Raw genomic sequence first — 20,650 nt, 5'->3', positions numbered from 1 at the left:
GCATGCGTCAAGCTAGCGTTACTGGCCGTTCAGCAAGATGACTTTGGCTTCCGAGCGCTTGACACCGTCGCCGCCCGCCTGCATCAGCGTGATCCCCTTCAGGCGGCCACTGCCTACCGTCCACATATAGTACACATTTGCTTGCGGTCCCGACACTTCAGATTTGAGCTTGCACGCTTGGAAAGTGCCAGCGAGCACTGTGATCTGCTCCACCGAAAATGTCGTGGTAACTGTTTGCGTCGATGCCGGTTGCGCCTTGCCATCGACCTCGGTCACCGTCGTATACGTGCGCGAGTACGGTGTATTCAACGCCGGTTGAAACGGTGCAGTCGATGCCGGCGGCGAGAAGTAAGTGAGGACGTTGGTGGTATTTCCCGCAACCGTGGTCGAAGACGTAAATCCATAGTTAAAGAATTCACCGCCAACAAAATTACTGTAGGCCTTGTTCTTGGTGTTCGATGTGCTACCGCCAACGGCACTGGAATAGGTCAATGTAAGGTCGTCGGTTTGTTCCGTCAAACCACTTGTACCGTGAAAACTCGTTCCGTCGGCAATCGTCAGCATGTGCCTTTCGGTACCGATGATCGATCCATCGGTATTGTACATATTGCCGTCGGTTTGAATGATATTGCCTGCAACGAAGAGGGGGCTGCCGTCGAAGCTGCAAGCGCTGCTGCTACCTGTTGGCGTCGGTGTTGGCGTTGGTGTTGGCGTCGGCGTCGGCGTTGGCGTTGGCGTTGGGGTTGGTGTCGGTGTTGGCGTCGGCGTCGGCGTTGGGGTTGGTGTCGGTGTTGGCGTCGGTGTTGGCGTCGGTGTTGGTACCGGAGATGTCGACGAGTCGCCGCCACCGCAGCCTACCAGTGCAAGCGTGGCAGAGAAACCAAATACGGCAATTTTGGACAGACGTGTCGCGTGATTTGCCAGCTGACTTTTCTTCTGAATCGATTTCTTCATGGTCGTTCGTTACCTTACCTTAGATGGTTTTCCGATGAGCTCAATGCTAAAAATATCATAGTTTCTATAATTCTAACAAAACATGATGGTGCCATTTCGCGCAATGAAATTGCTATTTTGATATGATGAATTATATAATTATTTCCCTTACCGATGCAATCCACCCAAGTTAAGGATTCCCCTTAAAAATACGCTTCAAACGCAATAAAAAGATTGACATGACGATCATAAAATGCGCCGCCAGGGAGATTTTTTACCTTACTGGTTGCCATGTCCCGTGCAGCACTTTTTATGGACCTCGCCGCAGGCTTGCGGTCCGCCGAATTTCTTCAAACCGCCCGCCACCCCGAACACCCGACGGCCTTTTCGCGCCAACGCAAATTGCCGTTGCCGGCCCTGGTGGCGCTGATGCTGACCGGCATGCGCATGGGCATTCAGGCCGAGCTCGATGTGTACTTTGGCCATTTGCAAGGCCAGTCCCGGTTGCTGCGCACCGTGTCTGAACAGGCGTTCGCGCAAGCGCGCGCCAAGCTGTCGCTGAGCGCCATTGCCTCGCTCAACGACTGGCACGTCGCGCGCGGCGAGCAGGACGGTTAAAGTGGACCCATCGGTCAAGACAATTATTCAGCAAGTTTAAGCTGTGTCCGTTTCCACCGCTGCAGCTGGTCGGCGCTGCCCCGTGATTCTCTAATCATGCCGCTGGAGGGCATCATCCTCCAGTGGCCGCCCCCGGCAGGGCTTTCTACCCGCACACCGTTCCCTCAACGACCGCCTCGGCGTCGCCATACTTGTCGACGATCAGCGCTCCGCCGCCGGTCCCGCTGCGATAGACGCTGGCGGGCGTCTCGTAGCCAAGGGACTGGTGAGGACGCTCCGCGTTGTAGAACGCGAAGTACTGGGCCAATCCCACCATCAGCTCGGCCATGTTGGCGTAGCCCTTCAGGTACACGTCCTCGTACTTCACGTTGCGCCACAGGCGCTCGACGAAGATGTTGTCCAGGGCCCGCCCTCTCCCGTCCATGCTGATGTCCACCCGTTCGCGCTTGAGCACGTCCGTGAACGCCTTGCTCGTGAACTGCGAACCCTGATCGCTGTTGAACACCTCGGGCTTGCCATGCTCGCGTAGGGCGTCCTCCAGGCAGTCCACACAGAACGACGCATCCATGCTGTTGCTGAGCCGCCAGGACAGGACCTTGCGGCTGTACCAATCGATTACCGCCACCAGGTAGGCGAATCCCCGCGCCAACCGGATGTAGGTGATATCTGTCGACCACACGTGGTTGGGCCGCGTCACCGGCACGCCCCGCAACAGATACGGATACACCTTGTGCTCTGGATGAGCCTTGCTCGTGTTCGGCCCCGGCGCCATCCCGGCCAGCCCCATGCGGCGCATCAGTCGCTGCACGCGCTTGCGGTTGACGACGTGGCCCGCCGCGCGCAGGAACACCACCATGCGCCGGCTGCCGTAGAACGGCCGGTTCGTGTATTGCTCGTCGATCAGCCGGCACAACAGCAAGTCCTCGGCACCAGCATCTTCCGGCACCTTGGCAGTCAGTCGCCGGTACACCGTCGCGCGCGGCACTTCGGCCAGCTCGCACTGTCGGCTCAGAGGCAGTTCCTCGGCGCCGTCGATCCAGTTCATCCTGGCTTCCTGGCTCACACCCCCAACTTTTTTTTGAGCCAATCGACTTCCATCTTCAGCCGCCCGATCTCGCCATACAGCCGCTCTTCGTCGCCCTTGTCCTCGGCCGGCTTGGGCCCGCGCTTACCCTCGAACAGCGCCCCTGCGGACTCAAGAATTTCCTTCTTCCACTGCCCGACCAGTTGCGGATGCACGGCGTATGACTGCGCGATCTCGCTGATTGTCTTGACCCCGCGAACCGCCTCCAGGCCGACCTTCGCCTTAAACTCGGCCGTGTGTACCTTGCGCTTTTTTGCTTCACCCATTTGCTGTCATCCTTTCAAGGACGATAGCTTAAACTACCCCGTGGCCACTGTCTCAAAATGTGGATCCACTATAGGTTTCGTTCCGCGCTGGTGCCGCCTGCGCCTGGCCGCCGCCGACGCCTCGACCATGGGCTTCGGCCTGCGCGCGAGCCACGTCAAGCGCGCCGCGCTGCCCGACCAGATTCTGTTTGGCCGGTTTCTGCCGGGCGCCGGTAAGCGGTAAGCCAGCGGCGTTGTATCCGGCAGGGGCCGGCGCCGGCACAATCTCCTTCATGTTCAACACGGCGATGGAGATTGGTCATGTATGGGATGGTCGTAAAACAATCGCGTAAGGAAGTGGAGTGGCGCCGGCGGCTGGCCCGGTTTGCCACCTGCGGTCAGCAGATCAAGCCGTTCTGCCATCTGGAGTTGGTGTCGGAGGCGACGTTCTACCGCTGGCGCAAGCAGTTGGGCAAGACTAGCGACGCGACGCCGGCAACTGGCTTCATCGACGCCCGCGTGATGCCCCCGGCCCCGGCGCAGATGCCGCTGGTCGAGCCGGCCGGCGCGGGCAAGCTCAACGGCGTTGACCCCGAGGCCTGGCTGTGCCATGTGCTGACCCACATCGCCGATCATCCGGTCAACCGGGTCGACGACTTCCTGCCCTGGAACTGCGCCGCGCAGATTCCCTCGGCCTGAAAACACGCCGCTTCCCAGCGGTGTGATGCCATCATCTGGCAATTCCAAGCCGGGTTCAAGACGGTGCAGGCTAGACGCTTACGATGAATCGTGTGCTATTGCATGAACAGTATTTTTCCACTCGTATTCTGCAACGGCCGCTTTGCATTGACGTCTCTGTCAGCAATGTAAACGAAAATTCGCGCGTACTGCGCGAATTTTGGCATCGCAGCGCGAGCGATCACGCCCCCGAATTGCCCCCGTTCACGGCAGTCATCTCGGGGGTCATATCGACGCCGTTACCGGGGCCTGAACTCATCAAATACGAGGCATAGCTTCCGATCCCCTCGTAAATCATGGTTGCTACAAATCGTACCGCAGCTTTTCGAAAGCCCCCGGATACCGCTTCAATTTCGCTTGCGCTCATCTCTTCCATTGTTGCCTCCTTAGCGTCGCTTATCACGTGATAAGTACATTTATTCTAGGCGGGCCGCTGACGAGCAGTATTGATATTGGAAATTCCGTTGCTTAATTATTCGTATTTGTAGGCAAGATTGACCATGGCTTGATGGTCGTCAACAGATGCCAATTTATGAAAATGCCGTATGGTATTCGCTTGGCCTAAATGCGAAGATAGGACACATTGATTGCTCAAAGGTAATTATGTCGACCCTTCACATAAGTCCAATACAGAAGCGCTGCGGTCTATGGCAGACCTGCTTGCTGAGCTACGCAGTAGCGCTGTTTCTTTCTGTTTGCTTGTCGATTGCAACTGATTGGATCGCCCTGCAATTCGGCATCGTCATGTCTGATCCACCGCCGCGGTCGGCGTCATTGGCCGAATTTTTTGGCGCCGTTATTTTTGCCCCAGTCGTTGAGTCACTCTTGCTCGGGCTGACTATCAAGGGCCTTTCCAGATATTTCAATCAGCCATGTCTGATCGCCGGCATCTGCGCGCTGATTTTTGGTGCCGCACATGGGCTTTTCGCCTTATCGTGGTTTTTTGGGACGGTCTGCTCATTTTTGGCTTTTTCGTACGCCTATCTTTACTGGAGCGGCCAGTCGCTCCGGCAAGCGTACGTGGCGGCCTGCGTGCCCCATATGCTGATCAACCTGACCGCGATGATCCTGATATGCCTGGGCAACTAATTGTGTCGGCCACCATCCAGAAGGCGCGAACGAAGTTCGGCGCCCCCAAGGTGATTTAATTGCAGGCGCGGGCGACGCTGCGCTCGGCTTCGGCGACGGCGGCACCGCGTTTATCGTCCGCCAGATAATTGCGCTCCCCCTTTTTGTCGACGCTCTGAACGACTCGGCCATCGCGGGACAGCCCGGCCAACTGCTGGCGCGCGTTGCTGCATTCGATCGCCTTGTTGCTCGCGCGAGTCTTCGCCTTGTCGGATTCGACCTTCTCCGCAGCCATCTTTTGCTCATACTCGCTTTTCACCGGCGCGCCAGGCGCCGCTTTCGGCGCGGACGCGGGCGCGGACTTGGCCGCCACCGCAGCCGGCGCGCTCGCTTGAGGGGCTTGCGGCGGCGTCATCGGCGGCAGGGATGCTCCCGGCTTGCGGGCCGGGTCCCAATTGGCGCCAGGCCGGTCGTCCGCGTATTTCTCTTTTTGCTGATCCTGTTGCCTTTGCTGCTTGCTCAGCGCATTGCGCTCGGCCAAGGTCGGCATCCTGGCCGGGCGGGCATTCGGCGGATCGCACGCCGCGTTCTGGAACGTGAAGTGGCCGTTGGCCCCCTTGCATTTGTTCAGGCCCGCGTGAGCGCCTGTACTGAGGGTCGCGAGAATGAGCGCGAGGTAAAGCGGACGTGTATGCATGCTGATGTGAATGTTTCTCTGAAGGAATAGACCCTGGCCGGGCCGGATGTCGCGTGGATTTTGGCAGTAATACAATTTTTTCGCAAGCAACGTTAGTCAAATGTTCACCTGTCACCCGGCGTTAAGTATCGCTAAAGATCGTCCGGGTATAACTTGTTCACCATTGACAGAGGAGGGCGGCATGAAAAACCTGGTGCGCGATAACAAAGGCTGGTTCCTGTTCTTGTTGTTATTCGGTGTCTTCCGCACCGCCATCGCGGACTGGAATCCGATTCCGTCGGGGTCGATGCGTCCCAACCTGCTCGAAGGCGATGTGGTGTTCGTCAACCGCCTCGCGTACAACGTCAAGATTCCGCTGACCGACGTGGTGCTGGCGCGCGTGGGCGAACCGCGGCGCGGCGACGTGGTGACCTTTTCTTCGCCAGCGGACGGCACCCGCCTGATCAAGCGGCTGGTGGCGCTGCCCGGCGACATCGTCGAAATGCGCGACGAACAGCTAATCATCAATGGCCAACGCGCCAGCTACGCGGCGGCCGGCACCGCCATGGAGGTGCTCGCCAACACCACCACCGTCGCCGCCCAGCGCATCGACGAAACGCTCGACGGCCACCGCCGCCGCATCCAGGTCATCCCGGAACTGATGGCGCCGCGCGACTTCGGTCCGGTGACCGTGCCCAGGGACCAGTTCATGATGCTGGGCGACAACCGCGACCGCAGCGCCGATTCGCGCATGGTGGGCATGGTGCCGCGCCATCTGCTGATCGGGCGTGCCGAGCGCATCCTTGTCTCGGCCGATATCGAAGCTAACTGGATGCCGCGCATGGAACGCTTCGGCATGAAGATACCCTGAGCAGCGCCCAGTCCTTCCCTTTCTCCGCTCCCCCATCGGCTAACGTTGTTGTAGTTTTAATACATTTTAACCGACATCCTCCATCCGTATTCAATCGGTAACTCCGTCTGATGCATCGTAGCAATCCCCGATGCGCGGACGGACGACTCAGTTTTTCCTCCCCTGCGTAAACGGCGGCCGGCCAACCATGGCCCGGTCGTAGCTTACTGACGATAACAACAGGGAGACAACAATATGGTACTGAACGAGCGATGGCGCGCGCGCCTTTGCGCACTGGCGCTGGCGGCGGCTTTTCCTCTGGCGGCCAGCGCTGGCAACACCGGCGTGGCATTCGTGCACGGCACCGGCAACCACCCCGACGCCACCAATGAATACTGGACCCGGGAGATGATCGACGCGGTGCGCAAGGGCTTGCCCAATCCCGCGCTGTACGTGGTGGTGGCCTGCGACTTCTCGAAGTACGCTTGGGCGCCGGAGGCGAGCGGCTGCCTCGGCAAGCAGCTGAGCGCCTTCATCGCCGCCAACAACATCACCGACCTGGTGGTCGAGACCCACTCCCACGGCGGCAACATGATGCGCTGGCTGATGTCTAACCCGACCCAGGACAGCCGCTTCCCCGGCATCATCAAGACCATCCGCTGGGTCAACGCGCTGGCGCCGTCGTCCCTGGGCACCCCGCTGGCCGACGCCACCATCAGCGGCAATGTCTTCGAATCCTCGCTCGGCTGGCTGCTGGGCCAACAGTCGGACGCGGTGCGCATGCAGCAGGTCAGCTGGATGGCGAACTACAACGCCACCTGGATGTACGGCACCGCCGGCCGCCCGGCGCTGCCCAAGAACTTCTATGCGGTGGTCGGCACCGACGTCAAGACCATGGTCTTCGACAGCGCCAGCTACTGCGGCGGCTATCCCACCCAGCTCGGGCTGGAAATCACCCAGGCATGGCTGCCGGCCTGCTCGGACGGTTTCCTGTCGTGCGCCAGCCAGGCCGGCGCGGGCAGTACCTGGTTCCAGGACAAGACCAGGCTGGGCGGCGAGACACTGTCGCACAACCAGAGCCGCCGCCCTTGCTTCGGCCTCGACGCTCTCCTGCGCAATGATCTGTAACCGGGACTCATCAAACATGTCTACCAAACACCAACTGTCCTTCCTCCTGCCCGTCTTGCTGGGCACGTTTTGCGCCAGCGCTGGCGCGGCCAGCCGCCTTGAGCTGTTGCCGGCCCAGGCCGGCGACCTTGCCGCTCCAGCTGCGCTGGCCCGCTCCAGCCGCCTGGGCATGGCGATCGCGGCGCCCGAGAGCCGGCGCGACGCGGTCGCCGTGAGCTGGGCCGCCGGCACGCAGCCGCTGGCCAAGAGCGCGCCTTTTGTCGGCGAAAGCCGCGAGTACTACACCGACATCAGCGCGGCCGAACTGGCCGCCGGCGTGGCGATCCGCACCAGCGCGCCGCAGGCCGTGATCCGGGTCCAGCCGACCGCCGCAGCCAGCGCGCGCGGCGCCAAGCCGATCGATCCGCGCGCCATCCGCGTGCGCACCGCCCAAGGCAAGGATTTCAATAACGGCGCCGGCATGGACATGCTGGTCGATGCCGACCGCCTGGCCAAGGCCGGCCACGGCTTCGCCCAGGGCACGTCGGCGTTCCGCCTGCATCCGTCGCTGGGCGCCGGCAGCTTCACCTTGCGCGCCGATGCCCCCGCCGCCGATGCGGGCGCGCGCTACCTGGTCAACGTGGCCGAACCGGCGAGCGCGGTCGCGCTGACCCTGCGCACCGAGGCGGCCGAGTACCTGCACGGCCAGGAACTGGTAATCCACGCCGACGCGCTGGAACCGGCTGCGCTGGGCGACACCGCCGGCATGCAACGCCGCACCGTCGACAAGATGGCCGCCGTGCTGGTCTCGCCCGCCGGACGCACCTTCCCGCTGGAGTTCAAGCGCGGCCGCGACGGCCTGCTGAGCGCGCGCCACCGCATCGACGCCGACGAGAATCCGGCGCCCGGCCTGTGGGAGGTGAGGGCGGCGGCCGAAGCGGGCAGCGGCAACCTTGCCGTGAAGCGTAACCTGCGCCTGGGCGTGGCGGTCGCCATGCCACAGGCGCGCTTCGATGGCAACGTCAACCTGATCGACCAGACCGACAAACTGGTCGCGCGCTTCGGCGTGGAAGTCGGCGCCGGCGGGCGTTACGAAGTGCGCGCGCTCCTGTATGGCATGGTCAATGGCGCCATGGCGCCGGTGGCCGTGGCGCATTCGGCGGCTTGGCTGGAGCCGGGCGCCGGCAACATCGAACTGGGGTACGACGCGGCCTTGCTGGCCGGCGTGCGCGGGCAGTACGAACTGCGCGACCTGAGCCTGCTCGACCAGAGCCGGGTCGGCCTGCTGCACCGCCAGCAGCGCGGCCTGGTCATCGACGAGCGCGAAGTCGTGCGCGCCGGGCTGCGCATCGCGCAGGGCGCCAGCGCCGCGGCGGCAATCCCGCGCAAGCAAAACCAATAATTTACTCACCACCACCGAAGGAAACCTCGCATGAAAGCAGCAATCAAGCTGGTACCGCTGGCACTCGCCATGGCCGCCTGCCTCCCCGCCAAGGCGTGGAACACCGAAACGCACCGCCAGATCGTGCTCGACGCAGTGCAATTCATGAAGACCCACCCGGCCCAGACCAAATACGCCAAGCTGCTCGCCGGCGTGACCAGGGCCGGCTACACGATGGACCAATTCGCCGCCGTCATCGGGCAGGGCGCGCACGACGTCGACTACTTCGAGGATACCTACATCTGCGGCGCCACCACCGGCAACTGCCAGACCTCGCCCGTATGGGGTGCCGGCTCGGGCCTGGCGCGCTATTCCTCGTTCTGGCACTTCCAGAGCCACACCCAGGGCGCCGACGTGCACGGCAACGACTTCGGCGGCTACAACTACAGCAAGATGAAAAACGCCGGCGACATCGATAACCTGGCGGCGGGCTGGCTGGTCAACGATTACCTGGACGATGGTCCGGGCAATCTGGGTGGCTGGTTCGGCGATGCGTCCAAGTACAACAGCTACGGCATCACCGAAGCGCGCTACCGCCAGGGCAGCTATTCGACCCGCGACATGTACGAGGACTACCAGGCGATGCCGTTCCAGCCGATCGACAACCTGGGGCAGTATTTCTTCAGCCGCTTCCTGCAGGCGCCATCGGCCCAGACCCTGGGCTTCGTGCTGCACACCACCGACCTGCTGCAGCCGCACCACACCTTCGGCACCCTGGCGAACAACCACTCGGGCTGGGAAAACTGGGTCACCGACTACTACGGCAGCGAGAAGCTGAACGACCCGGCGCTGGTGCTGGCCGCGCTGGCCGACTTCACCCCGCTGGCGGCGGGTGCGACCGACATCCGCGCCATGCTGACCCAGGGCGGCACCTTCTCGTACAAGTACGGCGGCGCGGTGCTGTCCTCGGACGACCATGCGGTGCGCCGCGGCGTGGCCAGGAAAATGGTGCCGCACTCGATTGCGATGGTGGTGCGCCTGCTCGACCGCGCGGCCGAACGCCTGGCCATCTAGGTACATTTCCTTCGTCGCCCCCGCGCCGGCGGGGGGGCAGGTTCCGCAACTCCGCCATGGACTGCGGTTCGAACTTGGGCCCCCGCCTGCGCGGGGGCGACGGTGGCGCGGTTGACGGTTTATGCCAACCGCATCCTCCATTCTCCATTTCTCCATTTCTCCATTTACAAACAGAAGATGAAAAATTCAAGATGAAGCGCTTAACTACACTCCCGTTGCTGTCCGTGCTGCTGCTTGGCTCGGCCGGCGCGCTCGCCGCGCCGACGTGGGACTCCTACGTCAAGGACAGTTGCCAGGCCAACGGCACGCGCCAGTGGTCGGCCAAGATCAAGGGTGACACCGGTAACATGACGCTCGACCAGATATGCAAGAGCGTGGTCGGCGTCAAGGTCGGCGGCACCTCGCTGACCGCCTTGCCGAACCGCTGCGTCAGTTATGCGTTCAATGGCTGGTGGGGCGAATGGAATGTGCCGGACTCCAGCTGCGCGCCATCGTTTTATCCGGTCGAGAAGGGCGCCTGTTCGGACACCAGATTCGGCGCCCGCGTATATTCGGCGCGGGTCAATTTTGTCCCGCCGGGCATGAGCTGGGAAACCGCCTGCGCCAGCGTCAAGGTGGCCAACATCGCCGGCTGGGAACAGCCGCGCTTTGCCGACCGCTGCCTGAACAAGGGCACCGGCGAATGGGGCGAATGGGATTCGATGGATGGCTCCTGCCAGTCGACCTTCGGCGCGCCCGAAAAGAAGCAGTGCAGCAGCAACGGCAAGCGTCTGTACACGGCGCGCCTGGAAAACACCTACACCGACTGGGACTACTCGTGCCAGCATACCAGCGCCAATATCGCCGGCCAGGCATTCAGCAAGCCGGATCGCTGCGTCAAGGAAGTCACCGGCGAGTGGGGCGAATTCAATGTCAACGACAGCAGCTGTTCGCCCCATTGGACCAACGTGGTCAAGGGCCGCTGTTCCGACTCGGGCCGCCGCATCTTCTCGGGCAAGCTCAATATCGATAACCTGGCCGACGCCGGCCTGACGTTCGCCAAGGCGTGCGCGGAGACCGGCGCCACCATCCACGGCCCGTCCGGCGACATCGCCTTCAAGCGGCCGAACCGCTGCACGTCGCCCGACACCGGCGAATTCGAAGTGTTCGACAGCAGCTGCAGCCCGGCCAACGACAGCAACGTCGCCGCGCCGGCCGGATCGTTCGTCAAGTCGACCGCCCACGTGGAATTGAGCTGCAACGACGTTTGCGCCAACAGCACCGGCAACTGGGGTTTCCCGACCGGCGCCTGCGTCAAAGGCTCGATCAACGATGGCCCGAACGCAGGCAAGGCGATCACCTGCGGCGACAAACCGGCCTCCCTGTACGCGGGGGCGACGGCCATGACGTGCACCTGCGCGCCGCCGGCGTCCGGCTTTGCCGACACCCATGCGCACCAGATGGCCTACCTGGGCTTCGGCGGCAGGGCGTTCGTGGGCAAGGCTTTCGGTCCGATCGAAGAGGCGCTTCCATGGTGCGACCCGGTGCACGGCCCCGGCGGCGCGCTCGATAGCGTGACCAATGTCATCGGCGCCTTCGAAGGCCTGGTGGGACCCGGTCACAAGGTGGGTGGCTTTCCGGCGTACGACGGCTGGCCGCGCTGGAACAGCCTGACGCACCAGCAGGTCTACGAGGACTGGCTCAAGCGCGCGGTCGATGGCGGCATGCGCCTGATGGTCATGCACGCGGTGAACAACCAGGATATCTTCGGTGTCCCCATGTTCGCGGGCAAGGCCGCCGGCCGCACCAAGGAAGACATGGAAGCGGTCGACCTGCAGCTGGCCGAAGCGTTCCGGATGCAGCAGCATATCGACAACAAGGCCGGCGGCGCGGGCCTGGGATGGTACCGCATCGTCAAGACCCCGGCCGAAGCGCGTGCCGTCAACGCCCAGGGCAAGCTGGCGGTGGTACTGGGCATGGAGGTCGATCACCTGTTCGACTGCTATTCCGACAAGGACGGTGCCTTCGGCGACGGCGTCAAGAACTGCGACGCCGCCTTTATCGAGACCCAACTGACCAAGTACTTCAACATGGGCGTGCGCCATCTGCATCCGATGCACTTCAAGGAAAACGCTTTCGGCGGCGCCGCACTGTATAACGCAGGCACCTGGGACAGCGACTCGCACGATTGTTCGGCCGACGGCTATTCCCAGGTCTGCGGCAGCATCGGGCTCAAGCCGTCGGGCCAGGCCCTGGTGCGCGGCATGATGAAGCGCGGGATGCTGATCGATGTCGACCACATGGACCGGCTGACCTTCCGCGACACCATGGCGATGACCGAGTTGCAAGGCTATCCGGTCATCAGCGGTCACGTGGGCCTGGTCGATGCGTCGGCACAAGGCGGCGACCGTCGTCACGAGGGCAACCTCAAGGACGAGGAAGTCAAGCGTATCCTCGCCGGCGGCGGCATGGTATCCCTGATTACCGCGCAAGGTCACCGCGACGAAACGCCGACCGCGCACCGTGCCGGCTTGCCGGTGGTGGCGCACGATTGCGGCGGCACGTCGCAGACTTTCGCCCAGACCTATCTGCACCTGCTGTCGCTGGCCGGGCCGAACGGCCGGATTGGATTCAGCACCGACTTCAACGGCTTTGCCGGCGAGCCGGCGCCGCGTTTCGGCGTCGACGGCTGCTTCTTCCAGAAGGAGATTGGCGCCGCCCAGATCAATCCAACCCAGTACCCGCTGAGCATTGCGGTCAAGGGCAGCCCCGCGCTCCTCGGCCGCAGCAAGATCGGCGAGCGCACGTTCGACATCAATGGCGATGGCCTGGCGCATATCGGCATGCTGCCCGACTTTATCGCGGACCTGCGCACCCAGGGCTTGCGCCAGCCTGACCTGACGCCGCTGATGAATTCGGCCGAAAGTTATATCCGCATGTGGGAGCAAGCGGTTGCCAAGAGTACCTCGGTGCCCTAAGCTACCGTTCATGCACGGCGCGCGCCGCAGCACTGGCTTTGGCCGGTGGTGCGGCGCTGCGCTTTTCCCGCCAATCCACCTGATGTCTGGAGCACCATGTTAGTCAAATTAAGCCTGCCGGCAGCCTTGCTCGGCCTGGCCCTGGGCGGTTCGGTCCATGCCGCCGCACCAGCCGCACCCGCCAAGCCGTATGCCGACGTCGAAAAAGCCATCATGCCCTTGCTGGGCACCGTGCCCATCGAGAAAATTTCACCAAGTAAATTCGGCACCCTGCTGGAAGTGGTCACGCCGCGCGGCCTGGTTTATACCGACAAGACCGGTTCCTTCGTGCTGTTCGACGTGACCGCGATCGATACCCGCACCCAGGAAAACCTGACCGAACAGCGCAATGACGAGCTCGGCAAGTTCGTGTTCGCCGACCTGCCGCTGAAAGATGCGATCAAGACCGTGCGCGGCGATGGCGCGCGCGTGATCGCCACCTTCGAGGATCCGAATTGCGGCTATTGCCGCAAGCTCATGGGCGAACTGAAAAAAGTGGACAACCTGACCGTGTACACCTTTTTGGTGCCGGTCATGGCGGCCGATTCGGCTTCCAAGTCGACGGCGATCCTGTGTTCGCCCGACCCGGCCAAGACCTGGGTGGAGCACATGACCGACAACAGCCCGCTGCCGGCCCCCGCCGAGTGCGCCACCTCGCTCGAACGCAACGCCGCCCTGTTTCACAAGCTGCGCCTGAACGGCACGCCGGCGATCCTGTTCCCGTCCAATACCAAGTCGCCGGGCTATATTCCCGCCGAGCGCATCGAAGCGCGCCTGGCAGGCGCAAAGTAGGGGGGGCGGGACATTCGCGGCGGCGCCGGTGACGTTTCCAAAATGCCGGTAAAATTGCGGGCTCGGTTTCCCGCACTGTCGCGGTGCCGTTCTTGAATAAGGCCCGTCTGGCATGCAGCGAATGTTAACAGTGATTTTGGCTTGTCTCGGGATGGTGGGCGCGCTCGCGATCGACACCTATCTGCCCTCCATTCCGGCGATCGGACGCGAGTTCGCCGTCGGTCCGCTGGCGGTGCAGCAAACGCTCAGCGTGTTCCTGTTCACCTTCGCGTTCATGATGCTGTTCTACGGCACCTTGTCCGATTCGTTCGGACGCCGTCCGGTAATCCTCGCCGCGCTGGCGGTGTACACCCTGGCCTCATTGGGCGCCGTGTTCGCGCCCAGTTTCGGCGTGCTGCTCGCCTGCCGCGCGTTTCAAGGGCTGGCCGCCGGCGCCGGCTCGGTGATCGGGCAAGCCATCGTGCAGGACCGCTTTTCGCACGACCAGGCGCACGCGCAGCGCATCATGTCGCACATCATGATGGTGTTCGGACTGGCTCCGGCCATCGCACCCGTGCTGGGCGGTTATCTGCACGTGCATTTCGGCTGGCGCGCGACGTTTGTGTTCCTGGCCGGATTCGGCGCGCTGATGATGCTGCTGGTGTACCGCGGCTTGCCGGAGAGCTTGCCCAAGGCGCAGCGCCACGCCTTTCACGGCATTGCGATCGCCAAGAACTATCTGAAAGTGCTGCGCCATCCGCAATTCCTGCTGCTGTCCTTGGCCGTCGGACTGGCGTTCAGCGGCTTGTCGCTGTACATCGGCTCGGCCGCCAATTTCGTCATGGATATCCTGCACCTGCCGGAAACCGCGTTCGCCTGGCTGTTCATCCCGATGATCGGCGGCATGGTGGTCGGTTCGGCCTGGGGCGGCAAGGCGGCGGCGCGGATCGCACCGGCGAACATGATCTGGCTGGGATTCGGCATCATGGCGGCGGGCAGCGCGATCAGCATTGCCTACAACGTGATGCTGGTGGCGGCGGTGCCGTGGGCGGTGCTGCCGCTGGCGGTGTACACCTTCGGGCTGGCGGTGGCGATGCCGGCGATCCAGGTTGGCGCCTTGTCGCTGTTTCCGGACAACCGCGGACTGGCCTCGTCGATGATGTCGTTCATCCAGATGACGGCGTTTGCGCTGGTGTCGGGCATGCTGGCGCCGCTGCTGTTCGACAGCGCGCTGAAACTGGCATGCGGGGTGGGCGGCTCGCTCGTGCTGAGCTTCCTGTGCTGGCGCCTGAGCCTGATGGCGACGCGCCAGGCGGTGCAGGTGGCGTAAGCATCCTTGCCCCCGCGCTTGGGCGCGAGGGCAGGAATTTTAACGGCTGTGCGTCTTCATCGCCGCGGCAACTTCGCGCTTGCCGTCGCGTTCTTTCTCGGTGGCGCGCTTGTCGTGCTGCTTCTTGCCCTTGGCAAGTCCGATCTCGCACTTCACCCGTCCACCCTTGAAATGCAGGTTGATCGGTACCAGGGTGTAGCCCGAGCGCTCGACCTTGCCGATCAGCTTATCGACTTCGGCGCGGTGCAGCAGCAGCTTGCGCGTGCGTACCGCTTCCGGGTGAGTGAACGAGGATGCGGTCGACAGCGCGCTGATGTGCGCGCCGAACAGGAACAGCTCGTCCCCGCGCACGACCACGTACGCCTCCTTGATCTGGACGCGCGAATCGCGAATCGCCTTGACTTCCCATCCTTCGAGCACGATACCGGCTTCGTACCGGTCCTCGATGAAGTAGTCGTGGAATGCTTTTTTATTGTCAACAATACTCATGAAATGGCTAAAGTGCGCGGTTCGGTTAAACTACTGATGCAAGATACCCAACATCATAGCAAACGGTTGATTAATGGCAGTAGTACACAAAACAGTATTTTTAGCTTACAGCGCCGAACAAATGTTCGACCTCGTGGCCAAAGTGGAAGATTATCCCAAATTCCTGCCCTGGTGCGGCGGCGTGAAGCTTATTGAGCGGACCGACGACACCCTGGTCGCTTGCCTGGCAATTCACTTCCATGGCGTGAAGCAAAGCTTCACCACCCGCAACATCAACACGCGGCCGACCCAGATGAAGATGAAGCTGGTCGACGGCCCGTTCAAATGCATGGATGGCACCTGGACCTTCAAGGCGCTGCGGGCCGATGCCTGCAAGGTCGAATTCGACCTGCACTACGAATTTTCAAGCATGATACTCGAACAATTGATCGGGCCCGTGTTCGGCGTGATTGCCAACAGCATGGTCGACTCGTTCTGCAAGCGCGCCGAGACGGTCTATGGATGACTCCCTGGCTGAACCGGCGGCGCAAAACATCACGGTCCAGGTGTGCTATGCCACGCCCTTGCGCGAGTACCTGCGCGAGCTGACTGTGGAGCGGGGCTGCACGATCGAACAGGCGATCCGCCGGAGCGGCGTGCTCGACGACATTCCGGGAATCGACCTGGCGCTGCAGCCGGTCGGCCTGTACGGCAAGAAGAAGCCGCTGGAGACGGTCTTGCGGGAGCGCGACCGCATCGAAATCTACCGTCCGCTGGTGGCCGACCCGAAAGAGTCGCGCCGCAAGCGGGCTGAGAAAAAGGCTCAGCCAGGCTGAGCCCGGACCAGCATTACTTGCAACCGTCGCTGATGGTTTTGTTGGCGCGTGCGATTTCCGAGGCGCGCTTGCTGTCATCCATGAAGGTGCGTTCGCCATTCTTGTCGGTCGAACTCACGCGGGTGCCTTGCTCCAGGCTGCGCTTGTAGGTGCGGGCGCTCTCGCAGGCGATTTTATTGTTGGCCTTCCTGGCCGCTTCGGCGGTGGTTTTCTTTTGCTCGTCTTCCTTGGCCTTGGTGCGCTTGCGGTAGTCGGCTTCGCGGTCGGCCAGGCTAGGCGGCACCTTGTCGTCGGCGCTCATGGGCTGCGATGCCGGCGCCGGCACGCTGTCCACCCTCGGCGCGACAGCGGCGGACGAGGGCGACTTGAGAATGTTCTTGGCCGGCACGCCGGGCGGCGGCGGGCGATCCGAGAATTGCTTGGTGCCATTCGCGTCGACCCACACGTATTGCGCGGAAGCGACGGTGGCGAACAGCATCAGCGCGCCTCCGGCCAGCAGCTGCAATGTTCGTTTTCCGATAAGGTTGACCATGTAAATCTTTCCGTTAGTAATCAATCCCCGATTTCGCCATGATTTGCCCGCCGTGTCAACGAACTTGACGGGATTTCGGGCATTTTGAGGGCTCGAAGAGACGGCGCACAAGAACTTCTGTATAATTCACTTTTGCGCCAATAGGAAAATGCTATGCGTCTACTTCAAAAAGCACTCACGTTCGATGATGTGCTGCTCGTCCCGGCTTACTCGAATGTCCTGCCAGCCGACACCTCCCTCAAGACCCGCCTGACCCGTAATATTGCCCTGAATATTCCTTTGCTGTCCGCAGCGATGGATACGGTCACTGAAGCGCGCCTTGCCATTGCCATGGCGCAGGAAGGCGGCATCGGCATCATCCACAAGAATCTGTCGCCCAAGGACCAGGCCCGCGAAGTAGCGCGCGTAAAACGTTTCGAGGCGGGTGTGCTGCGCGACCCGATCACGATTCCTCCGACCATGAAAATCCGCGACGTGATCGCCCTGACCGAACAGTACGGCATCAGCGGCTTCCCTGTGGTGGAAGGCAAGACCGTGGTCGGCATCATCACCAACCGCGACTTGCGTTTTGAAGAAGAGCTCGACGCCGAAGCGCGCGCCAAGATGACCCCGCGCGACAAGCTGGTCTACGTCAAGGAAGACGCCGACACCGCCGAAGCGAAGCGCCTGATGAACAAGCACCGCCTTGAGCGCGTGCTGGTCGTCAACGACGAATTCGAGCTGCGCGGCCTGATCACCGTCAAGGATATCCAGAAGTCGCACGAGCATCCGTTCGCCTCGAAAGACAAGTTGGGCAAGCTGCTGGTCGGCGCCGCCGTCGGCGTGAGCGCGCGCGATGAAGAGCGCATCGAGCTGCTGGTCGCGGCCGGCGTGGACGTGCTGGTGGTCGATACCGCCCACGGCCATTCGCAGGGTATCCTCGACCGTGTGAAGTGGATCAAGGTGCGCTTCCCGCACGTGGACGTCATCGGCGGCAACATCGCCACGGCGGCCGCGGCGCTGGCGCTGGTCGAACATGGCGCCGACGCGGTCAAGGTCGGCATCGGCCCTGGCTCGATCTGCACCACCCGCATCGTGGCCGGCGTGGGTGTGCCGCAAATTACCGCGATCTCCAACGTGGCCGAAGCGCTGGCCGGCACCGGCGTGCCTTGCATCGCAGACGGCGGCATCCGCTTCTCGGGCGACATTTCCAAGGCACTGGCGGCAGGCGCATCGACCGTCATGATGGGTTCCATGTTCGCCGGTACCGAGGAAGCGCCGGGCGAAGTGATCCTGTACCAGGGCCGTTCGTACAAGTCCTACCGTGGCATGGGATCGCTGGGCGCGATGGCCGACGGCTCGGCCGACCGCTACTTCCAGGACGCGGCCGCCAAGGCCGACAAGTTCGTGCCGGAAGGTATCGAAGGCAGGGTTGCCTACAAGGGCAGCGTACTGGCGATCATCTACCAGCTGGTCGGCGGCGTGCGCCAGTCGATGGGTTACTGCGGTTGCGCGTCCATCGACGAGCTGCGTGAAAAAGCGGAGTTTGTCGAGATCACCTCGGCCGGCATGCGCGAATCGCACGTGCACGACGTGCAGATCACCAAAGAAGCGCCGAACTACCGTTCCGGCGAATAAAGGCACACACAACGCGGCGACCAGTTCGCCGCGTTGTTCTTAGCGTGGGCACCCGTTGCCCGCGAGCGCCGCCCAACGGCACCAATTTTGCAATTTCTCCTGGCCTTCCATGCACTCTAAAATCCTCATCCTCGATTTCGGTTCCCAAGTCACCCAGCTGATCGCCCGCCGCGTGCGCGACGCCGGCGTGTTTTCCGAAGTATTCCCGTATGACGTCAGCGACGAATTCGTGCGCAACTATGGCGCCGCCGGCGTGATCCTGTCGGGCAGCCATAGTTCCACCCTGGAAGGCGACGCCCCGCGCGCGCCGCAAGCCGTGTTCGAGCTTGGTGTGCCCGTGCTGGGCATTTGCTATGGCATGCAAACCATGGCGGCCCAGCTGGGCGGCAAGGTCGAAAACGGCCTGGTGCGCGAATTCGGCTATGCCGAGGTGCGCGCACGCAACCACACGACCTTGCTCAATGGCATCAACGACTTCGTCACCGACGAAGGCCATGGCATGCTCAAGGTCTGGATGAGCCACGGCGACAAGGTGCTCGACATGCCGCCCGGCTTCAAGCTGATGGGCGACACCCCGAGCTGCCCGGTGGCCGCCATGGCCGACGAGGAGCGCCGCTTCTATGGCGTGCAGTTCCATCCGGAAGTGACGCACACGGCGCAGGGCAAGGCCATGCTGGGACGCTTCGTGCACGAGATCTGCGGCTGCAAGTCGGAGTGGAACATGCCCGACTACATCAGTGAAGCGGTCGCCAAGATCCGCGAACAGGTCGGCACCGACGACGTCATCCTCGGCCTGTCGGGCGGGGTCGATTCGAGCGTGGCGGCGGCGCTGATCCACCGCGCCATTGGCGACCAGCTGACCTGCGTCTTCGTCGACCATGGCCTGCTGCGCCTGGACGAAGGCAAGATGGTGATGGACATGTTCGCCAAGAACCTTGGCGTCAAGGTGCTGCGCATCGATGCTGAAGACCAATTCCTCGGCCATCTGGCCGGCGTGGCCGATCCCGAAGCCAAGCGCAAGATCATCGGACGCGAGTTCGTCGAAGTGTTCCAGGTCGAAGCGGGCAAGCTGAAGAACGCCAAGTGGCTGGCCCAGGGCACGATCTATCCGGACGTGATCGAAAGCGCGGGCAAGGGCAAGAAAGGCCAGACCATCAAGAGCCACCACAACGTGGGCGGCTTGCCGGAAACCTTGAATCTTAAATTGCTCGAACCGTTGCGCGAACTGTTCAAGGATGAAGTGCGCAAGCTCGGCGTAGCATTGGGCTTGCCCCACGATATGGTGTACCGTCATCCATTCCCGGGTCCGGGCCTGGGCGTGCGCATCCTCGGCGAAGTGAAGAAGGACTTTGCCGACCTGCTGCGCCGGGCCGACGCCATCTTCATCGAAGAATTGCGCAACACGCCGTGCGACCTGCCGGCGCTGGAAAGCATCGATGCGGGCGCGGCGCCGAAGAACTGGTACGAGGCAACCAGCCAGGCCTTCGCCGTGTTCCTGCCGGTCAAATCAGTCGGCGTGATGGGCGATGGCCGCACCTACGAATACGTGGTGGCGCTGCGCGCGGTGCAAACCTTGGACTTCATGACGGCGCAGTGGGCGCACTTGCCGCACAGTCTGCTGGGCAAGGTGTCGAACCGCATCATCAACGAAGTGCGCGGGATTAATCGCGTGGTGTATGATATTTCCGGTAAGCCACCAGCGACGATCGAATGGGAATGATGTGAGAACTTGCATGAGCCGGCAGGCTCGTGCATTACACAGCAACCAAGCCCCTGATTTCAGGGGCTTTTTTTTCCTTGGTACGGCAGGGCTTGGCATCGGCGGGCAAGGCCAAGCAAAGCAGATTGATGGTGCTCAAGATGCTACCTAATTTTTAAGCCTGGGATTTCAGGTATCGATACCATCATTGATTAAACGCACGACGATGCTATCGGAAACTCACAAGCCGTTGATTTAACAGGATTTTTTGACCGAAAATGAGGCCTGCGCAATGATGGTATCGGGCTGCGAATTTTCACCTTCAAGGTCGCGCCGCGACCTGTTCGTGGCCATCGACCGCGCCACGCGTTGGGTGTTTCTGCACATCTATGGCGACATGACCGACAGCAGCAGCGTCGACTTCCTGCGCCGACTCAAGCTCGCCTCGCCAATCAACATCACCAACATCACCAACATCCCGACCGACAACGGCTCCCAATTTACCGGCCGGTTTACGATGAAAGACAAGAGGCCCAGTGGCCAGCATGCATTCGATAAGGTCTGTGCCGGCATGGGCATCGAGCACCGCCTGGCACCGCCTGCCAGCGACTTGGCCGCTGATCGACT

The 20,650-nt window shown here is 62.2% G+C and carries 20 protein-coding genes and 3 pseudogenes; 17 read left to right on the top strand and 6 right to left on the bottom strand.

The window, feature by feature from the left end:
- Window positions 1–18 precede the first annotated feature (18 nt).
- Window positions 19–954 (bottom strand): hypothetical protein, encoded by a 936-nt coding sequence (locus tag IV454_RS33100; RefSeq protein WP_229521864.1) that lies wholly within the window; start codon window positions 952–954, stop codon window positions 19–21.
- 291 nt (window positions 955–1,245) lie between these two features.
- Here IV454_RS33100 and IV454_RS26595 point away from each other — a divergent pair, with 291 nt between their 5' ends.
- A complete protein-coding gene (locus IV454_RS26595) occupies window positions 1,246–1,551 on the top strand; it encodes a hypothetical protein (protein WP_206088615.1) in 306 nt (101 codons plus the stop codon).
- Window positions 1,552–1,696: 145 nt separating this feature from the next.
- On the opposite strand, the gene IV454_RS26590 is transcribed toward IV454_RS26595, so the two are convergent.
- Window positions 1,697–2,901 (bottom strand): IS3 family transposase gene (locus IV454_RS26590; protein WP_206088614.1). Its coding sequence is split into 2 segments (ribosomal slippage): window positions 1,697–2,616 and window positions 2,616–2,901, totalling 1,206 coding nucleotides; the frame shifts between segments, so codons are not numbered across the junction.
- A gap of 40 nt (window positions 2,902–2,941) precedes the next feature.
- On the opposite strand from IV454_RS26590, the gene IV454_RS26585 reads away from it, so the two are divergent.
- From IV454_RS26585 to IV454_RS33625, 3 genes and pseudogenes are all read left to right on the top strand, one after another.
- A complete protein-coding gene (locus IV454_RS26585) occupies window positions 2,942–3,124 on the top strand; it encodes a hypothetical protein (protein WP_206088613.1) in 183 nt (60 codons plus the stop codon).
- Between the two features lie 77 nt (window positions 3,125–3,201).
- Window positions 3,202–3,423 (top strand): annotated as a pseudogene (gene tnpA / locus IV454_RS33695) (IS66 family insertion sequence element accessory protein TnpA); the annotation flags it as partial.
- Window positions 3,424–3,432: 9 nt separating this feature from the next.
- Window positions 3,433–3,579, top strand: a pseudogene (locus IV454_RS33625) (transposase domain-containing protein); the annotation flags it as partial.
- Window positions 3,580–3,799: 220 nt separating this feature from the next.
- Here IV454_RS33625 and IV454_RS26575 read toward each other — a convergent pair.
- Window positions 3,800–3,994, bottom strand: a complete 195-nt coding sequence (locus IV454_RS26575; protein ID WP_206088611.1) for a hypothetical protein — start codon at window positions 3,992–3,994, stop codon at window positions 3,800–3,802.
- A 284-nt stretch (window positions 3,995–4,278) separates the two neighbouring features.
- Between IV454_RS26575 and IV454_RS26570 the strand changes: the two genes are divergently transcribed.
- Window positions 4,279–4,707 (top strand): CPBP family glutamic-type intramembrane protease, encoded by a 429-nt coding sequence (locus tag IV454_RS26570; protein WP_206088610.1) that lies wholly within the window; start codon window positions 4,279–4,281, stop codon window positions 4,705–4,707.
- A 55-nt stretch (window positions 4,708–4,762) separates the two neighbouring features.
- On the opposite strand, the gene IV454_RS26565 is transcribed toward IV454_RS26570, so the two are convergent.
- Window positions 4,763–5,473, bottom strand: a complete 711-nt coding sequence (locus tag IV454_RS26565) for a hypothetical protein (protein WP_206088609.1) — start codon at window positions 5,471–5,473, stop codon at window positions 4,763–4,765.
- A gap of 91 nt (window positions 5,474–5,564) precedes the next feature.
- On the opposite strand from IV454_RS26565, the gene lepB reads away from it, so the two are divergent.
- From lepB to IV454_RS26530, 7 genes are all read left to right on the top strand, one after another.
- Entirely contained in the window at window positions 5,565–6,233 is a 669-nt protein-coding gene (gene lepB / locus IV454_RS26560) for a signal peptidase I (RefSeq protein ID WP_206088608.1), read from the top strand.
- Between the two features lie 234 nt (window positions 6,234–6,467).
- On the top strand, window positions 6,468–7,340 hold the full coding sequence (locus IV454_RS26555) for a hypothetical protein (protein ID WP_206088607.1): 873 nt from the start codon (window positions 6,468–6,470) through the stop codon (window positions 7,338–7,340).
- Between the two features lie 16 nt (window positions 7,341–7,356).
- Window positions 7,357–8,721: a DUF4785 domain-containing protein gene (locus IV454_RS26550; protein ID WP_206088606.1), complete on the top strand. Its 1,365-nt coding sequence runs from the start codon at window positions 7,357–7,359 to the stop codon at window positions 8,719–8,721.
- 30 nt (window positions 8,722–8,751) lie between these two features.
- Entirely contained in the window at window positions 8,752–9,774 is a 1,023-nt protein-coding gene (locus tag IV454_RS26545) for a phospholipase C/P1 nuclease family protein (RefSeq protein WP_206088605.1), read from the top strand.
- A 191-nt stretch (window positions 9,775–9,965) separates the two neighbouring features.
- Window positions 9,966–12,731, top strand: a complete 2,766-nt coding sequence (locus IV454_RS26540) for a membrane dipeptidase (RefSeq protein WP_206088604.1) — start codon at window positions 9,966–9,968, stop codon at window positions 12,729–12,731.
- A gap of 96 nt (window positions 12,732–12,827) precedes the next feature.
- Window positions 12,828–13,562 (top strand): DsbC family protein, encoded by a 735-nt coding sequence (locus IV454_RS26535; protein WP_206088603.1) that lies wholly within the window; start codon window positions 12,828–12,830, stop codon window positions 13,560–13,562.
- Between the two features lie 112 nt (window positions 13,563–13,674).
- Window positions 13,675–14,871: a multidrug effflux MFS transporter gene (locus IV454_RS26530; protein ID WP_206088602.1), complete on the top strand. Its 1,197-nt coding sequence runs from the start codon at window positions 13,675–13,677 to the stop codon at window positions 14,869–14,871.
- A gap of 39 nt (window positions 14,872–14,910) precedes the next feature.
- Here IV454_RS26530 and smpB read toward each other — a convergent pair whose 3' ends face one another.
- Window positions 14,911–15,360: an SsrA-binding protein SmpB gene (smpB, locus tag IV454_RS26525; RefSeq protein WP_054262876.1), complete on the bottom strand. Its 450-nt coding sequence runs from the start codon at window positions 15,358–15,360 to the stop codon at window positions 14,911–14,913.
- Between the two features lie 73 nt (window positions 15,361–15,433).
- Here smpB and IV454_RS26520 point away from each other — a divergent pair, with 73 nt between their 5' ends.
- Together IV454_RS26520 and IV454_RS26515 are read left to right on the top strand one after the other, a co-directional pair.
- Window positions 15,434–15,865, top strand: a complete 432-nt coding sequence (locus tag IV454_RS26520) for a type II toxin-antitoxin system RatA family toxin (RefSeq protein WP_054262875.1) — start codon at window positions 15,434–15,436, stop codon at window positions 15,863–15,865.
- On the top strand, window positions 15,858–16,175 hold the full coding sequence (locus IV454_RS26515) for an RnfH family protein (protein WP_206088601.1): 318 nt from the start codon (window positions 15,858–15,860) through the stop codon (window positions 16,173–16,175). Before IV454_RS26520 ends, IV454_RS26515 begins: the two co-directional genes overlap by 8 nt.
- Window positions 16,176–16,188: 13 nt before the next feature.
- Here the strand turns inward: IV454_RS26515 and IV454_RS26510 are convergent, their stop codons facing one another.
- Window positions 16,189–16,707, bottom strand: a complete 519-nt coding sequence (locus IV454_RS26510) for a DUF4124 domain-containing protein (RefSeq protein WP_206088600.1) — start codon at window positions 16,705–16,707, stop codon at window positions 16,189–16,191.
- Window positions 16,708–16,860: 153 nt separating this feature from the next.
- Here IV454_RS26510 and guaB point away from each other — a divergent pair, with 153 nt between their 5' ends.
- The 3 genes and pseudogenes from guaB to IV454_RS26495 all read left to right on the top strand — a co-directional run.
- Window positions 16,861–18,324 carry an IMP dehydrogenase gene (gene guaB / locus IV454_RS26505; RefSeq protein ID WP_054262873.1) on the top strand — a complete coding sequence of 488 codons (1,464 nt, stop codon included), beginning with the start codon at window positions 16,861–16,863 and terminating at the stop codon, window positions 18,322–18,324.
- A gap of 109 nt (window positions 18,325–18,433) precedes the next feature.
- A complete protein-coding gene (gene guaA / locus IV454_RS26500) occupies window positions 18,434–20,044 on the top strand; it encodes a glutamine-hydrolyzing GMP synthase (RefSeq protein ID WP_206088599.1) in 1,611 nt (536 codons plus the stop codon).
- 307 nt (window positions 20,045–20,351) lie between these two features.
- Window positions 20,352–20,624, top strand: a pseudogene (locus IV454_RS26495) (DDE-type integrase/transposase/recombinase); the annotation flags it as partial.
- Between the last annotated feature and the right edge of the window lie 26 nt (window positions 20,625–20,650).

Source organism: Massilia antarctica, from assembly GCF_015689335.1.
Classification (GTDB): Bacteria; Pseudomonadota; Gammaproteobacteria; order Burkholderiales; family Burkholderiaceae_D; genus Telluria_A; species Telluria_A antarctica.
This window is presented reverse-complemented; position numbering and strand designations above follow the sequence as displayed.

Coding starts and splice junctions, on each gene's coding strand:
- IV454_RS33100 (WP_229521864.1), bottom strand. CDS start 954: ATGAAGAAATCGATTCAGAAGAAAAGTCAGCTGGCAAATCACGCGACA.
- IV454_RS26595 (WP_206088615.1), top strand. CDS start 1,246: ATGGACCTCGCCGCAGGCTTGCGGTCCGCCGAATTTCTTCAAACCGCC.
- IV454_RS26575 (WP_206088611.1), bottom strand. CDS start 3,994: ATGGAAGAGATGAGCGCAAGCGAAATTGAAGCGGTATCCGGGGGCTTT.
- lepB (WP_206088608.1), top strand. CDS start 5,565: ATGAAAAACCTGGTGCGCGATAACAAAGGCTGGTTCCTGTTCTTGTTG.
- IV454_RS26555 (WP_206088607.1), top strand. CDS start 6,468: ATGGTACTGAACGAGCGATGGCGCGCGCGCCTTTGCGCACTGGCGCTG.
- IV454_RS26550 (WP_206088606.1), top strand. CDS start 7,357: ATGTCTACCAAACACCAACTGTCCTTCCTCCTGCCCGTCTTGCTGGGC.
- IV454_RS26545 (WP_206088605.1), top strand. CDS start 8,752: ATGAAAGCAGCAATCAAGCTGGTACCGCTGGCACTCGCCATGGCCGCC.
- IV454_RS26540 (WP_206088604.1), top strand. CDS start 9,966: ATGAAGCGCTTAACTACACTCCCGTTGCTGTCCGTGCTGCTGCTTGGC.
- IV454_RS26535 (WP_206088603.1), top strand. CDS start 12,828: ATGTTAGTCAAATTAAGCCTGCCGGCAGCCTTGCTCGGCCTGGCCCTG.
- IV454_RS26530 (WP_206088602.1), top strand. CDS start 13,675: ATGCAGCGAATGTTAACAGTGATTTTGGCTTGTCTCGGGATGGTGGGC.
- smpB (WP_054262876.1), bottom strand. CDS start 15,360: ATGAGTATTGTTGACAATAAAAAAGCATTCCACGACTACTTCATCGAG.
- IV454_RS26520 (WP_054262875.1), top strand. CDS start 15,434: ATGGCAGTAGTACACAAAACAGTATTTTTAGCTTACAGCGCCGAACAA.
- IV454_RS26515 (WP_206088601.1), top strand. CDS start 15,858: ATGGATGACTCCCTGGCTGAACCGGCGGCGCAAAACATCACGGTCCAG.
- IV454_RS26510 (WP_206088600.1), bottom strand. CDS start 16,707: ATGGTCAACCTTATCGGAAAACGAACATTGCAGCTGCTGGCCGGAGGC.
- guaB (WP_054262873.1), top strand. CDS start 16,861: ATGCGTCTACTTCAAAAAGCACTCACGTTCGATGATGTGCTGCTCGTC.
- guaA (WP_206088599.1), top strand. CDS start 18,434: ATGCACTCTAAAATCCTCATCCTCGATTTCGGTTCCCAAGTCACCCAG.